The organism is Paraburkholderia atlantica, from assembly GCF_009362785.1.
GTDB lineage: Bacteria > Pseudomonadota > Gammaproteobacteria > Burkholderiales > Burkholderiaceae > Paraburkholderia > Paraburkholderia atlantica.
In genome coordinates this window covers 14,738-28,124 of the sequence record NZ_WHNQ01000022.1, presented here as the reverse complement: position 1 = coordinate 28,124, position 13,387 = coordinate 14,738, and the positions used below count along the sequence as shown (strand labels likewise).

General features: G+C 62.6%; 13 protein-coding genes. 4 read left to right on the top strand and 9 right to left on the bottom strand.

Annotated elements, in window-relative coordinates:
• Positions 1-61: 61 nt before the first annotated feature.
• The gene (cyaY, locus tag GCT19_RS26750) at positions 62-382 is read right to left on the bottom strand and encodes an iron donor protein CyaY (protein ID WP_018433842.1); all 321 of its coding nucleotides are present in this window, start codon (positions 380-382) and stop codon (positions 62-64) included.
• Positions 383-417: 35 nt separating this feature from the next.
• Here cyaY and lptM point away from each other — a divergent pair, with 35 nt between their 5' ends.
• Positions 418-762, top strand: coding sequence for an LPS translocon maturation chaperone LptM (gene lptM, locus GCT19_RS43575; RefSeq protein ID WP_013090739.1), 345 nt, complete (start codon positions 418-420; stop codon positions 760-762).
• Positions 763-771: 9 nt separating this feature from the next.
• Positions 772-2,034 carry a diaminopimelate decarboxylase gene (gene lysA / locus GCT19_RS26740; RefSeq protein WP_152853609.1) on the top strand — a complete coding sequence of 421 codons (1,263 nt, stop codon included), beginning with the start codon at positions 772-774 and terminating at the stop codon, positions 2,032-2,034.
• Between the two features lie 120 nt (positions 2,035-2,154).
• Here lysA and msrQ read toward each other — a convergent pair whose 3' ends face one another.
• The 5 genes from msrQ to GCT19_RS26715 all read right to left on the bottom strand — a co-directional run bounded on the left by msrQ (position 2,155) and on the right by GCT19_RS26715 (position 8,263).
• Entirely contained in the window at positions 2,155-2,856 is a 702-nt protein-coding gene (gene msrQ, locus GCT19_RS26735) for a protein-methionine-sulfoxide reductase heme-binding subunit MsrQ (RefSeq protein WP_152853608.1), read from the bottom strand.
• A gap of 10 nt (positions 2,857-2,866) precedes the next feature.
• Positions 2,867-3,862 carry a protein-methionine-sulfoxide reductase catalytic subunit MsrP gene (gene msrP, locus GCT19_RS26730; protein WP_152853607.1) on the bottom strand — a complete coding sequence of 332 codons (996 nt, stop codon included), beginning with the start codon at positions 3,860-3,862 and terminating at the stop codon, positions 2,867-2,869.
• A gap of 205 nt (positions 3,863-4,067) precedes the next feature.
• On the bottom strand, positions 4,068-5,276 hold the full coding sequence (gene ccsB / locus GCT19_RS26725; protein WP_152853606.1) for a c-type cytochrome biogenesis protein CcsB: 1,209 nt from the start codon (positions 5,274-5,276) through the stop codon (positions 4,068-4,070).
• A 4-nt stretch (positions 5,277-5,280) separates the two neighbouring features.
• Positions 5,281-7,491 (bottom strand): cytochrome c biogenesis protein ResB, encoded by a 2,211-nt coding sequence (locus tag GCT19_RS26720; RefSeq protein WP_152853605.1) that lies wholly within the window; start codon positions 7,489-7,491, stop codon positions 5,281-5,283.
• A gap of 118 nt (positions 7,492-7,609) precedes the next feature.
• Positions 7,610-8,263, bottom strand: a complete 654-nt coding sequence (locus GCT19_RS26715) for a c-type cytochrome (RefSeq protein ID WP_026228372.1) — start codon at positions 8,261-8,263, stop codon at positions 7,610-7,612.
• A gap of 220 nt (positions 8,264-8,483) precedes the next feature.
• Here GCT19_RS26715 and yihA point away from each other — a divergent pair, with 220 nt between their 5' ends.
• On the top strand, positions 8,484-9,146 hold the full coding sequence (gene yihA / locus GCT19_RS26710; protein ID WP_018433850.1) for a ribosome biogenesis GTP-binding protein YihA/YsxC: 663 nt from the start codon (positions 8,484-8,486) through the stop codon (positions 9,144-9,146).
• Between the two features lie 285 nt (positions 9,147-9,431).
• Entirely contained in the window at positions 9,432-10,430 is a 999-nt protein-coding gene (gene hemB, locus GCT19_RS26705) for a porphobilinogen synthase (RefSeq protein WP_018433851.1), read from the top strand.
• A gap of 125 nt (positions 10,431-10,555) precedes the next feature.
• On the opposite strand, the gene dsbD is transcribed toward hemB, so the two are convergent.
• The 3 genes from dsbD to rplQ all read right to left on the bottom strand — a co-directional run bounded on the left by dsbD (position 10,556) and on the right by rplQ (position 13,344).
• Positions 10,556-12,436, bottom strand: a complete 1,881-nt coding sequence (gene dsbD / locus GCT19_RS26700; RefSeq protein WP_152853604.1) for a protein-disulfide reductase DsbD — start codon at positions 12,434-12,436, stop codon at positions 10,556-10,558.
• Positions 12,429-12,761, bottom strand: a complete 333-nt coding sequence (gene cutA / locus GCT19_RS26695; protein WP_408582397.1) for a divalent-cation tolerance protein CutA — start codon at positions 12,759-12,761, stop codon at positions 12,429-12,431. Before cutA ends, dsbD begins: the two co-directional genes overlap by 8 nt.
• A 190-nt stretch (positions 12,762-12,951) precedes the next feature.
• Positions 12,952-13,344, bottom strand: a complete 393-nt coding sequence (rplQ, locus tag GCT19_RS26690) for a 50S ribosomal protein L17 (RefSeq protein ID WP_013090750.1) — start codon at positions 13,342-13,344, stop codon at positions 12,952-12,954.
• Between the last annotated feature and the right edge of the window lie 43 nt (positions 13,345-13,387).

Genomic DNA, 13,387 nt, shown 5'->3' with positions numbered 1-13,387 from the left:
GTTCGTTACGCGGCGGTTTTGTTTTGACAGCGTCTCGTGCTTCGCGCTTATTGCGCCAAGCTCATTGCGCGGCGAACTGCACCGGCTCGCCAGCCTGCTCGGTCGCATACTGCGACAGCGCCGCGAAAAACTCCGAGCCGCTGCGCGTGTCGCGCCATTCGCCGTCGACGAAACGGAAGTGAAAACCACCGGCCTTCGCGGCGATCCAGATCTCGCTCATCGGCGGCTGAAGGTTGACGATGATCTTCGTGCGGTTCTCGAATTCGAGCGTCAGAACGTTGCCGCTGCGCTCGAACTCGATGTCGGCGTCGATGTCGTCGAGTGCGCTCTCGATGGCGGCCAGTACGGCTTCCGCACGGGTCAGGTAATCACTATCGGACATGCTAAACTCCATCGATTATTCATTCAGGGACAGTCATGCGAGTCGTAACTCGGATGCGCGCGGCAGCGCCCGGCCGCGCGATTGTAGCGGTTTTAGCCATTCTCGCAGGTTGTGCGCTTACCGGCTGCGGCCAACGCGGCTCGCTCTATCTGCCAACCGTACCGCCGCTGCCTGCCCCGCCGGCTCATCGCACACAAACGCCGCCGACCGATCAAACGCAACCCGCTACCGGCAGCGCGGCCGACACGGATTCGATCCCGGACACCTCGGGTACGCCGCTCACGCTCGCCCCCGAAGACCAACTCAAGACGCCGCCCGCTTCGGCGGCATCGGCTCCCGCAGTGCCGCTGCCCGCCTCTGCCGTCCCTTCCGCCCAATAAGACTTTCGCATGACTCGATCCGTATTTGACTACGTCGACGGCGTACTGCACGCCGAAGGCGTGTCCGCCGTTTCCCTCGCCGAGCAGTTCGGCACGCCGCTGTACGTCTATTCGCGCGCCGCGCTCACCGCGGCGTGGAACGCCTATGCGGGCGCCTGCGCAGGGCGTCGCGCGAGCGTTCACGTGGCCGTCAAAGCCAACAGCAATCTCGCGGTGCTGAACGTGTTCGCGCGCCTCGGCGCGGGCTTCGACATCGTGTCGGGCGGCGAACTCGCGCGCGTGCTCGCGGCCGGCGGCAAAGCGGAAAACACCGTGTTTTCGGGCGTCGGCAAGCAGGCGAGCGAAATGCGCGACGCGCTCGCGGCGGGCGTCAAATGCTTCAACGTCGAGTCGATTCCCGAGTTCGATCGACTCAACGCGGTGGCGGGCGACGTGGGCAAGAAGGCACCGGTGTCGCTGCGCGTGAATCCCGACGTCGACGCGAAAACGCATCCGTACATTTCCACCGGACTGAAGACGAACAAGTTCGGCGTCGCGTTCGAAGATGCACGTGCCACTTATCAGGCGGCCGCGGCGATGGCGAATCTCGAGGTGGTCGGTATCGACTGCCATATCGGCTCGCAAATCACCGAAGTCGCGCCTTACCTCGACGCAATCGACAAGGTGCTGGAACTCGTCGAGCAGATCGAGCAGGACGGCGTGTCGATTCGCCATATCGACGTCGGCGGCGGCCTCGGCATCACATACGACGACGAAACGCCGCCGGAAATCGGCGAGTTCGTGCGCACGGTGCTCGATCGCATCGAAGCGCGTGGCCACGGTCACCGCGAAGTCTATTTCGAACCGGGCCGCTCGCTGGTCGGCAACGCGGGTGTGCTGCTCACGCGTCTCGAGTTTCTGAAGCCGGGCGAGGACAAGAATTTCGCGATCGTCGACGCGGCGATGACCGATCTCGCGCGCCCCGCGATGTACGACGCGTATCACGCGATCGAGCCGGTCGTGAAGCGCGACGTCCCTGCTCACGTCTATGACGTGGTCGGCCCGGTTTGCGAAAGCGGCGACTGGCTTGGCCGCGAACGGCTGCTCGCGGTCGAACCCGGCGATCTGCTCGCGATCCGTTCGGCCGGCGCTTACGGCTTCGTGATGAGCTCGAACTACAACACCCGTGCGCGCGCCGCCGAAGTGATGGTGGATGGTACACAAGCGCACGTGGTTCGCGCGCGTGAAGAGATCAAGCAGCTGTTTGCAGGTGAAACGATTTTGCCGGCGTAAACGTCGGAGCTGGCTGCAAAGCCAACGGCAAATGAAGCACAGCAACGAAAAAATGGCGATGCCGAGGAGGCATCGCCATTTTTCTTTGCTGCAACGCGCGTGACGCGAAAGTTCGCGCAATCACCGTCGGCGCGTGGTCGTCCTTCGCTCCCGTATCCAGACTACGAGCCGCCACCCCAGCAGCGCGATCATCACCGCGCCGTAAATCTTCGGCAGCAGCAGATCGTGCTTGCCCGCCTTCATCCACCAGAAATGCAGGATCGCGAGCGCGCCGATCACGTAGATCGCACGATGCAGGGTCTGCCAGCGACGTCCGAGCTTGCGCACCATCGCGCGCGGCGACGTGACCGCAAGCGCGATCAGCAGCACGAACGCGGCGAAGCCTACCGTGATGAATGGCCGCTTGCCGATGTCCTTCACGATCTCCGCAACATCGAACCACTTGTCGAACCACAGGTACGTGGTGAAATGCAGCGTCGCGTAGAAGAACGTGTAGAGGCCGAGCATCCGACGGAAACGCACGAGCGCGGCCACGCCGGTCAGACGGCGCAGCGGCGTCACCGCGAGCGTGATGCACAGGAACACGAGCGTCCACAGCCCCGTCGAGCGCGTGATGAATTCGATCGGATTCGAGCCGAGCCGGTCGGTCAGGCCAAACAGCACGAGGCGCGCGAGCGGATAAAGCGCAGCGATGAAGACCGCGACTTTCGCCGGTACGACCCAGCGCGCGCCGCCCGCGGGCCGTGGCTTCGCCGCCGACATCGGCGCCGTGCGCGGTGTCGCAGGCTCGCTGCGGGTGACAGTTTGCATGTCGGAAGCCATCGCGCGCGCCTTAGAAGTTCTTCTTCAGGTCCATGCCCTGATAGAGCGACGCGACCTGATCGCCGTAACCGTTGAACATTAGCGTCTTGCGCTTCGGCGTAAAAAAGCCGTCTTCGCCGATGCGTCGTTCAGTCGCCTGGCTCCAGCGCGGATGATCGACGTTCGGATTCACGTTCGAATAAAACCCATATTCGTTCGACGCGTACGTGTTCCAGCTGGTGGGCGGTTGCTTCTCGACAAAACGGATTTTCACGAGCGACTTGGCGCTCTTGAAGCCGTACTTCCACGGCACCACGACGCGCACCGGCGCGCCGTTCTGATTCGGCAGCACCTGGCCGTAGAGTCCCATCGTCAGCAGCGTCAGCGGATGCATCGCTTCGTCCATCCGCAGGCCTTCGGAGTAGGGCCAGTCGAGTATGGGCTGCGACAGTCCGGGCATCTGCGACGGATCGGCGAGCGTGATGAACTGCACGTACTTCGCATTGCCGGTCGGCTCGACGCGTTTGATCAATTCGGAAAGCGAGACACCGATCCACGGCACCACGATCGACCAGCCTTCGACGCAGCGATGCCGGTACACCCGTTCCTCGAGCGGCGCGAGCTTCAGCAGGTCGTCGATGTCGTACACCTTCGGATTCTTGATCGCGCCCTCGACGCTCACCTTCCACGGATGCGGCCGCAATGTGCCCGCGTGCTGCGAGGGGTCGGATTTGTCGGTGCCGAACTCGTAGAAATTGTTGTAGGTGGTGATGTCCTTGTACGGCGTGATCTTGTCGAGCGCGACGAACCTGGTGTTGGTTTTCGCCGCGAGCTTCTGCGCCTTCGGATCGGGCGACGAGTATGTCGCGAGCGCCTCGCCGCTCACGCCGATCATGCTGCCGAGCGCCATCGCGCCCGCTGCCTGCAGGATGCGTCGGCGGTTCTCGAACACGTGCCGCGGCGCGATTTCGCTGCGCGCGATGTCATCGCCGGTCAGTTGAATTCTGTCGCTTCGCTTGATCCACATCGTGCCGCTCCTTGCCGGCCCGCCGCGTCGTGCGCGCTGCGGTGCCATATTGATGATCGCCCGTTTGGGGGCGGCTGTCATCCACAGGTACTTGCTCAGGTGCTTGACTGGTGAACACCGGGGCGCGATGAATATTCCGTCAGCCATAAAAAAACCGCCGGTGCGAAGCACGCGGCGGTTCTTAGTCGGTTCAGCGCGGCGGATCTTACAGCTTGCCGTAGCTATGCAAGCCAGACAGGAACATGTTCACGCCGAGGAACGCGAAGCTCGTGACCAGCAGGCCAGTCAGCGCCCACCAAGCGGCGACCGCGCCGCGCAGGCCCTTCATCAGACGCATGTGCAGCCAGGCCGCGTAGTTCAGCCAGACGATCAGCGCCCACGTCTCCTTCGGGTCCCAGCTCCAATAGCCGCCCCACGCTTCGGCGGCCCACAGCGCGCCGAGAATCGTCGCGATCGTGAAGAACGCGAAGCCGACTGCGATCGACTTGTACATCACGTCGTCGAGCACGTCGAGCGCCGGCAGACGATCCGCGAGCACGCCGCGTTCCTTCGCCAGATATGCGACGCCGACCATCGCCGACAGGGCGAAGCTGCCATAGCCGATGAAGTTCGCCGGCACGTGAATCTTCATCCACCAGCTTTGCAGCGCCGGCACGAGCGGCTGGATCTGCTGCGCGTCGCGCGAGACCGAGTACCACATCAGGAAGCCGACGGCCGCGCTGATCACGAGCAGCACAAACGCGCCCAGCGCGCGCGTGTTGTAGTGCTGCTCGTAGTACAGATAGAACAGCGCAGTGATCAGGCTGAACAGCACGAACACTTCATACAGGTTCGAAATCGGAATATGGCCGACGTCCGAGCCGATCAGGTACGACTCGTACCAGCGCACCATCATGCCGACGAAGCCCATCAGCACCGCCACCCACGTCATCTTCGAGCCGATCGCGGCGCCGGTCGCCGAGCGCGACAGCAGCGCGATCCAGTAGAACACAGTCGCGAAGACGAACAGCGCGCTCATCCACAGGATCGCCGACTGGCTCGACAGGAAATACTTGAGGAAGAACGCGTTGTCGGCGCGGCTCAGATCGCCTTGGTAGATCTGGATCGCAAGCAGCGACAGCGCCGCGATTGCCACCATCAGCGGCCGCACCGGCTTCCAGCGCCAGCCGAGCACCACGAAAACCGGCACCGAGCACACCAGCACCAGTTTGTCGTAGTAGTTCATGAACGGGTAATACCGCGACAGCGCGAAGCCCGCGCCCCCGACCAGCGCGAGCGCGAACAGCCAGTCAAAGACACCCAGGCGTTTCAGGAACGGCCGTTCGTCGAATTGCTGGAGTTCGGGCGTGCTGCTCGCAAACGCCTTGTCGGCGCGTGAAGCAGAAGAAGAGGAGGAAACCTGAGTCAAGTCCATGATCTTACCGGGTCGAATCCTGTGAACTTGCCGACGGGGCGGCGGCCTGAGCGGCCGGACGGGCATCGGCTGCTTCGATGAGTTTCGCGCCCAGTGCGGCGCTCACGGCGTCGCGCGTCTGGACGAACTCCTTCTCGAAGTCTAGCGTCTTACGCGCGCTCGACATCGCCATCACGACGCTGGTGCCATGGTCCGTATCCTTGAGCCAGAACCACAGACGCCGTTCGCGAACGTAGAACATCGAGAAGATGCCCAATACGAGAAGCAGGCTGCCAAGATACACGACTTTTTTGCCCGGTGCGCGCGTCAACTGAAATACCGAAGCTTGCACCTGCTTGAATGAGTCAAGCTGCAAATAGACCGGTGATCCATACAGAAAGCTGTCGGATATCGCATTTAGCGAACTCTGAATGAAGCGGCTCGTGTCTGCATTGGCGGGCGCGGCGGGCTCGCCGAGCCGCTGGCGTGACAGTTGCCACAGGTCCCACGTGACGCCTTCGAGCATCCGAAGCAGCAGGCCCGCGGCCTTTTCCTGCTCGCCCTTCGGTACCGAGCGGTCGATAAACCCAGCGACCGCCTGGAAGCCGCCGAGCGTTTCGCCGTTCGGCATCTTCATGCCGGCATCGGCGCCCGCAAACAGGGTCAGCACCCGCTGCGCGCTTTCCTCCAGATGCTGCTGCAACTCAGCGTTCGCACCCGGCACCGAGCGCTGCGCGAACTGATGAGCGGCGATGGCGCGTTGGTTCGGGTCTTCGAGCGTGGCGCGCAGGTTCATCCATTCCTTGAGCGTGCCGCCGCTGTCGGCGGGAATGCGCAGGTAGCGGAACGGGTCGTCGGGATTCAAGCGCATGCCGGCGAGGAACATCTTCTCGCCGTTCACGTCGACGGGCAGCATGTAGTTGTTGTACTCGCGCGCCTGGCCATCCTTGCCGCGAATCTTGTATTGCACCGACGGGCCGACGTTGTGCAGATCGAGCGGCTTCGACGATTTCGCGCCGGAACCGAGTCGCTCGTCGAACGCTTCCTTCAGCGAGTGCTGCGCGGCGACCCCGCGCGCATCGTTCTGGCCATTGGCGTTCGAGATGTTTTCGACGTTGATCGCGCGGAAGTCGGTGAATTCGACGGTCTGGCCATCGGCGAGCGGTGTGGCCGAACTCAACGGCGCGCTGCCGCCGATCGTGCCGCCAAACGGCGCGGACTTCGCGCTGGGGCCAGACATCGGGAAGGCGGTCATCTGCATCTGCGAGCCGCCGTCCTGGAAGCTCGACTGATAAATTGACACGCCATCGTATTCGAACGGCTTGTTGACCTCGACGCGTGCCGGGACGCGCGCGCCGGTCTTGTGATCGACGACGACGATGTCGCTCGCGAACAGCTTCGGCATGCCGGTCGTGTAGTAATCGACGATGAACTTGTTCAGTTCGATCGAAAACGGCAGGTCCTGAATCAACGAACCGTTGGGCTGGTTCAGGATCGCGGTCGACACGTGCTGCCCCTCCGGCACCCACGCGTAGCCGCGGAACGTCGGGTTCGACTCCGACAGCCGATGGTCGGGCGAAATCTCGTTGATCACCATGTTCGAGTTGATCGGCGACTTGTCGAACAGCCACATTTGCAGCTTGATCGGCAGATTGCTGTCGAGCAGGCCGCCGAGGCAGATCACGACGATCGCAAGGTGCGCGGAGATGTAGCCGAACTTGGTCAGCGCGCCACGCTTCGCGGCGATCAGCGTCGCGCCGTCCGACTCGCGCGTGACGAACTTGTAGCCGAGCTTCGCCGACAGTTTGGCGAGCACTGCCGCGGTCTGCGCGCGCGTGCCGTGCACGGCGAACTCGCCCTTGTGATGGAACGCACGCAGGCTGCCTTCGCGAACCTTGTCCTTCCAGCTCTTCGCATCGGCGAGCATCTTCGGTGCATTGCGGATCACGCACAGCGACACGGACACCATCAGGAAGCCGAGAATCAGCATGAACCACCACGAGCTGTACACCGTGTAGAGGCTCAGCGCGCGGAAGATGTCCGCCCAGAACGGACCGAACTGGTTGACGTAATTGGGATACGGATCGTCCTGCGTAAGGACGGTACCGATGATGCTGGCGATGGACAGAATCACGAGCAGCGCAATGGCGAAACGCATCGAGCTCAGGAGCTCGACGGTGCTGCGCGTGACGCGATTGCCCGACTTCGACTGCAGACCCGACGTGGTGACGCTCATTCAAACTCCGACTGAACAGCAAAAAAGGGTGAAGGGCTGTCGCAGCTACGACACCCTCACCCTTTTCTTGTTTTTCACCGACCTCGCCGGGCCGGTTGGATTCGCGCGGGCGACCCGCTTAATGCAGACCCGCGATGTAGTCGGCAACCGCCTTGATCTCGTTGTCCGACAGACGCGATGCTATCGCATGCATCGCGTCGCTGTTATTACGAGCGCCCGGACCTTGCGTGAACGCGGTCAACTGCGTCACCGAGTACTCGGCCCACTGTCCCGACAGGCGCGGATACTGGATCGGAATGCCCTGCCCCGTGGGCCCGTGGCAGGCCGCGCAGGCCGGCACGCCCCGGTCGGCAATCCCACCGCGATAGATCTGCTGCCCCACCGCGACTGTGTTCTTATTGTGCGCATAGCCTGGCTTGGGCGTCTGCGTCGAGAAGTAAGCCGCAACGTTGATCATGTCCTGATCGGAGAGCGCGGCGGCCATGCCTGCCATGATCGCATTATTGCGTGCAGCCTGTTTGGCGCCCGGTTGCGTCTTGAAATCTCTGAGCTGCTTGACGAGATACTCAGGATGCTGGCCCGCCAGCTTCGGATATGCACCGCCGGCACTGTTGCCGTCTGCCCCGTGACATGACGCGCACACTTGTACCGCGATTGCCTGCCCCCGATTGATGTCCGGCTTTGCCGGATCTGCTGCTCGTGCCTGAATTGCCAAACCTGAAAGACCTGCCGTTACATGAAGCACCATCAGAGTCTTGCACAGTCGATTCATTCGCACACCCTGTCTCGTCTTGTGGGATTTTAGAGGTTCTGCAAAGTACGACGACGGCGACCGACGGACCGCCAGGAGCCGCCAAGGCACGTGGGGCGGGCTCCCAAGGTATTCAGTAAACCATCGTATTGTACAATAACTCGCTAATCGCTTAGACGCCAGTCGGGCTTGACCCCGTTCCCGCTGCGGTCTCCGTGGCGTCTCCAATCTGGCTTCCACCATGCCCTTCCTGCTCCACGAATCCCGCTTCTATACCACCGTCAATCATCTGCGTGACCTGCCGGCCACCGCACAGCCCGAGATCGCTTTCGCGGGACGCTCGAACGCAGGCAAGTCAACGGCGATCAACGTGCTTTGCAATCAGAAGCGACTTGCGTTCGCGAGTAAGACGCCTGGCCGCACGCAGCACATCAACTATTTTTCGGTCGGCAAGGCAGATTTGCCGGCCGGCTATCTGGTCGACCTGCCGGGCTACGGTTATGCGGAAGTGCCGGGAGCGGCGAAGGCGCACTGGGAAGCGCTGCTGTCCACGTATCTGCAATCGCGCTCGCAACTGCGCGGCATGATCCTGATGATGGATTCGCGCCGCCCACTGACGGATCTCGATCGACGCATGATCGAGTGGTTCGCGCCGACCGGCAAGCCGATCCATACACTGCTCACCAAATGCGACAAATTGACGCGTCAGGAAAGCACGAACGCCTTGCGCACCGCGCAGAAGGGACTGGCCGAATATCGGGCCGCCGGCTATCGCGGCGAGTTGAGCGCGCAGCTCTTTTCGGCGCTCAAGCGAACGGGCCTCGACGAAGCGCATGAGCTGATCGAGAGCTGGCTGATCCCCGACGCAGTGGGCGAATCAGGCGAAAAGCCGGCCGCGGGCTGAATGACTATCGATGCCAGAATCACGCAGCGCCCGTGACGCGTGACATGCCTTGAATACCCGCATCAGAGCGCGTTTCCGGCCCCCCATAAAAAAACCCGCCGCTTGAACGGCGGGTCAAACAGCCTAATCGAAAAACGACAGGCACCCGCTCAGGGAGGAGAAGCGGGGAGGTCAGCGCTAGGCGCCTTGCTCGATCGGTATGATATACCATTGTCTCGAAAAGTTTCCGGGAGCGGAGCCAGGCGCTATTTGTCCACTCCACCCATCCACGATCCTCGGTTCGATATGAGCTTCTACCCGCACTACCGTCCGCGCCGCATGCGCCGTGACGACTTCTCGCGCCGCATGATGCGCGAAAACATCCTCACCACCAACGATCTCATTTACCCGGTATTCATCGTCGAAGGCACCAACGTTCGACAAGCCGTGCCGTCGATGCCGGGCGTCGAGCGCGTGTCGGTCGATCTGCTGATGGGCGTCGCCGAGCAGTGCGTCGAACTGGGCGTGCCGGTGCTGTCGCTGTTTCCCGCGATCGAGCCCTCTCTGAAGACGCCAGAAGGCCGCGAGGCAGCCAACCCGGCGGGTTTGATCCCGCGCGCGGTGCGTGAATTGAAGAAAAACTTTCCGGAGCTCGGCGTGCTCACCGACGTCGCGCTCGATCCGTACACGAGCCACGGTCAGGACGGCGTGCTCGACGAAGCAGGCTACGTGATGAACGACGAGACCGTCGAGATCCTCGTCGAGCAGGCGCGTGCGCAGGCGGAAGCCGGCGTCGACATCGTCGCGCCGTCGGACATGATGGACGGCCGCATCGGCGCGATCCGCGAAATGCTCGAGAGCGAGGACCACATCCACACGCGCATCATGGCGTACGCGGCGAAGTACGCCTCGGCGTTCTACGGCCCGTTCCGCGATGCCGTCGGTTCCGCGACGAACCTCGGCAAGAGCAACAAGATGACCTACCAGATGGACCCGGCCAATTCGAACGAGGCGCTGCGCGAAGTGCAGGCCGACATCAACGAAGGTGCGGACATGGTGATGGTCAAGCCGGGCATGCCGTATCTGGACATCGTGCGTCGCGTGAAGGACGAGTTGCAGTTTCCTACTTATGTGTACCAGGTGAGCGGCGAATACGCGATGCTGAAGGCCGCCGCGCAGAACGGCTGGCTCGATCACGACAAGGTCATGATGGAATCCCTGCTCGCGTTCAAGCGTGCCGGCGCGGACGGCGTGCTGACGTATTTCGCGCTGGATGCCGCGAAGATCCTTCGTTCGCAGAAGTAAATCAACGCGAGGTTTGGCTCGCGGCTGCCAGACAAGAAAACGGAGGCGAACCTTTGGGTTTGGCCTCCGTTTTTTTTCGCTGCTCATTGCGCCGCGGCGGCCTGCAACGCCTCCGCGGCGTCCGATTACACCCCCGACGCGCTCGCCCGATCCAGAGTGCGCAGGAATTTATCCGCCGATTCGTAGCCGACCACCCGCAGCACTTCCTTGCCACCCTGATCGAAAAAAATAATCCCTGGCGGCCCGAACAGCTTGAAGCGCTTGAGCAGCGCCTGATCGTCGGTATTGTTCGCCGTGACGTCGGCGCGCAGCAGATTCATCTGCTTCAGCTTCGCCTGAACGCGCGGATCGCTGAAGGTGAATTTCTCCATTTCCCTGCAGCTCACGCACCAGTCCGCGTAAAAATCGAGCATCGCAGGCTGTGCGGCCGTTTTGACGGCCTGGTCGAGCTGCTCCGATGAGCGTACTGGCGCGAACGTCAAATCGCTGTGCGACGCCGTTGCGGCCGCGTTGGAGCCATCTTTCGCGATGCTCGCCTGATTGCCGGCGCGAGCCGCGAGCACCGCCAGTGGTCGCAACGGGTCCGACGATCCCGCGGCGAGGCCAATTAGTAGCGCGGCCGCCCAGACCGCCATCACGACGCCGACAGCCCGGCCGAGCCGGTGCCATATCGAGCCGCCCGCAACCGAGCTGGAAAACAGACCGAGGGCGACTGCGGCGATGAGCAGCCAGAGGGCACTCAACAGCATCGTCGCCGGGCCGCCGAGCACCGGCCAAACGATCCACAACGCCGCGGCGAGCAGAACCACGCCGAAGAACACTTTTACGCTGTCCATCCACTTGCCCGCTCGCGGCAGCAGCGTACCCGCGCCGAGACCAATGATCAGCAGCGGCAGGCCGAGCCCGATGCCCATCGAGAACAGCGCTGCGCCACCGAGCATCGCATTGCCGGTATGCGCGATGAACGCGAGCACCGCAAAAAGCGGCGCGGTCATGCAGGCGCCGACAACCAGGGCCGACAGCGCGCCCATCACGGCGACCGCGGTAAATTTGCCACCCGGGCGTCCCGCTGACGCGCTCGACATGCGATCGCGCCAGCGCGGCGGCAGTTCGAGATCCACACCGGCGATCAGCAGCAGCGCGAAGATCGTCAGAAGCCCGCCGAACGCGCCGAGCACCCACGGGTTTTGCAGCCATGCGCCGAGACTCTGTCCGACGAGTGCCGCCGCGACACCCAGCGCCGTGTACACGAGCGCCATCCCCATCACATACGCGAGCGACAACGCAAAACCACGCCCACGCGTGACGCGCGCCCCCTCTCCGATGATGATCGCCGACACGATCGGAATCATCGGATACGAGCACGGCAGCAGGCTCAGAATTGCTCCAGCAACGAAATAAAGCCCAACGATCGCGAAGAAACCGCCCCGCTGTAGCACTGTCTGCGCATAGTCGGCGCTCGTCGCGCGTTCGTACCAGGGTTCGTCGTCAGTGGCCGCGGATTGTTGCACGGTTGGACCCGCTGCCGCGCTGCCAGCCGGCTGCAGCGCCTCGCCGCTCACGTGGTACACCCGCTCCATTGGGGGGTAGCAGATTCCAGCGTCGGCGCAACCCTGTGACGTCACCGCAAGATCGAACGAACCGGCCGCCTGCTTGACCGGAATCCGAATCGTCAGCTCGTTGCGATACGTCTCGACATTTTTGTTGAAGGTCTGATCGAACTTCACGTGACCGGCGGGCAGCTGAGGCTCGCCAAGCGTCGCCGTGCCGTTGCGGGTCGCGAACGCGAAGCGCTCTCGGTACATGTAGTAACCGTCCGCAATCTTGTAGGTGACGACGACCTGTCCAGGCTGCTCTGTCGCACTGAACCGGAATGCGACGGAGGGGTCGAGGAAGTCGTCCGCGGCGCGCGCGAGCGTAGCGAGTTGCGCGAGGAATACGCAGCCGAGCAGAAAGAATGCGGTGCGCAGCGCTACGCGCGCGCGCCGGTCGAGACCGTTAAACATGAAGAGGGCGTTGGGTTTCGGCAGTGATCCACTGGCCGTAGGCGGCGGAGGCCGTTGCTTGCCATGAGAGGATTTCCGGCGTGTCGTAGGGATGGTGAGCCTGAATATATTGCTCCAGTTCGAGCGCGCGAGCGGCGCTGGTCTTGAACAACAGCTGAATTTCCTGCGCCGTTTCGATCGCGCCCTGCCAGTGATAGCTCGAATGCACGCTGCCGAGCTGCGTGACGCATGCACAAAGACGCGCGGCGAGCGCGTCGGCCGCGAGTTTTTGAGCGATGGCCACATCCGGCACCGTCGTCAGCACCAAGGTCACGTTCACACTCACACCAGGTTCCGGTGGCGTAGGATTTCGATCTCGATATCGTATCACCTGGCCTTGTCGCCCCGCAGCGCGCGCCGCACTGCGGCCGCGGCATTTGGTCACTGGGACACGGCTTTCGGGATCGATGAAAAGTCCGCCGCCAAAAACAAAAAAGCCAGGCGATGCGCCTGGCCTTTCGTCGGAACCAAAAAGCTTACTCTGCCTCTTGCACTTCCGTTTCTTCAACTTCCGGACGGTCGAGCAGTTCAACCAGTGCCATCGGCGCATTGTCACCAACGCGGAAGCCGAACTTCAGCACGCGCAGGTAGCCGCCCGGACGGTTTGCGTAGCGCGGGCCGAGCACGTCAAACAGCTTCGTGACCGAGTCACGATCGCGCAGGCGGTTGAACGCCAGACGACGGTTTGCCAGCGACGGCTTCTTGCCGAGCGTGATCAGCGGCTCGACGACTTTACGTAGTTCCTTCGCCTTGGGCAGCGTGGTCTTGATGACTTCGTGCTCGATCAGCGAGTTGGACATGTTACGGAGCATTGCCAGACGGTGGCTGCTCGTGCGGTTCAGTTTCCGCAGACCATGACGGTGACGCATGTTAATTCCTTCAGTTCAAAGTTTTGGTCCAGCTCTTCTATCG

Bases quoted from the DNA above. Each gene is read 5' to 3' on its own strand.
- ccsB (WP_152853606.1), bottom strand. From the start codon at position 5,276: ATGGACTTGACTCAGGTTTCCTCCTCTTCTTCTGCTTCACGCGCCGAC.
- yihA (WP_018433850.1), top strand. From the start codon at position 8,484: ATGCCCTTCCTGCTCCACGAATCCCGCTTCTATACCACCGTCAATCAT.
- rplQ (WP_013090750.1), bottom strand. From the start codon at position 13,344: ATGCGTCACCGTCATGGTCTGCGGAAACTGAACCGCACGAGCAGCCAC.
- msrP (WP_152853607.1), bottom strand. From the start codon at position 3,862: ATGTGGATCAAGCGAAGCGACAGAATTCAACTGACCGGCGATGACATC.
- lptM (WP_013090739.1), top strand. From the start codon at position 418: ATGCGAGTCGTAACTCGGATGCGCGCGGCAGCGCCCGGCCGCGCGATT.
- GCT19_RS26720 (WP_152853605.1), bottom strand. From the start codon at position 7,491: ATGAGCGTCACCACGTCGGGTCTGCAGTCGAAGTCGGGCAATCGCGTC.
- hemB (WP_018433851.1), top strand. From the start codon at position 9,432: ATGAGCTTCTACCCGCACTACCGTCCGCGCCGCATGCGCCGTGACGAC.
- lysA (WP_152853609.1), top strand. From the start codon at position 772: ATGACTCGATCCGTATTTGACTACGTCGACGGCGTACTGCACGCCGAA.
- msrQ (WP_152853608.1), bottom strand. From the start codon at position 2,856: ATGGCTTCCGACATGCAAACTGTCACCCGCAGCGAGCCTGCGACACCG.
- cyaY (WP_018433842.1), bottom strand. From the start codon at position 382: ATGTCCGATAGTGATTACCTGACCCGTGCGGAAGCCGTACTGGCCGCC.
- dsbD (WP_152853604.1), bottom strand. From the start codon at position 12,436: ATGTTTAACGGTCTCGACCGGCGCGCGCGCGTAGCGCTGCGCACCGCA.
- GCT19_RS26715 (WP_026228372.1), bottom strand. From the start codon at position 8,263: ATGAATCGACTGTGCAAGACTCTGATGGTGCTTCATGTAACGGCAGGT.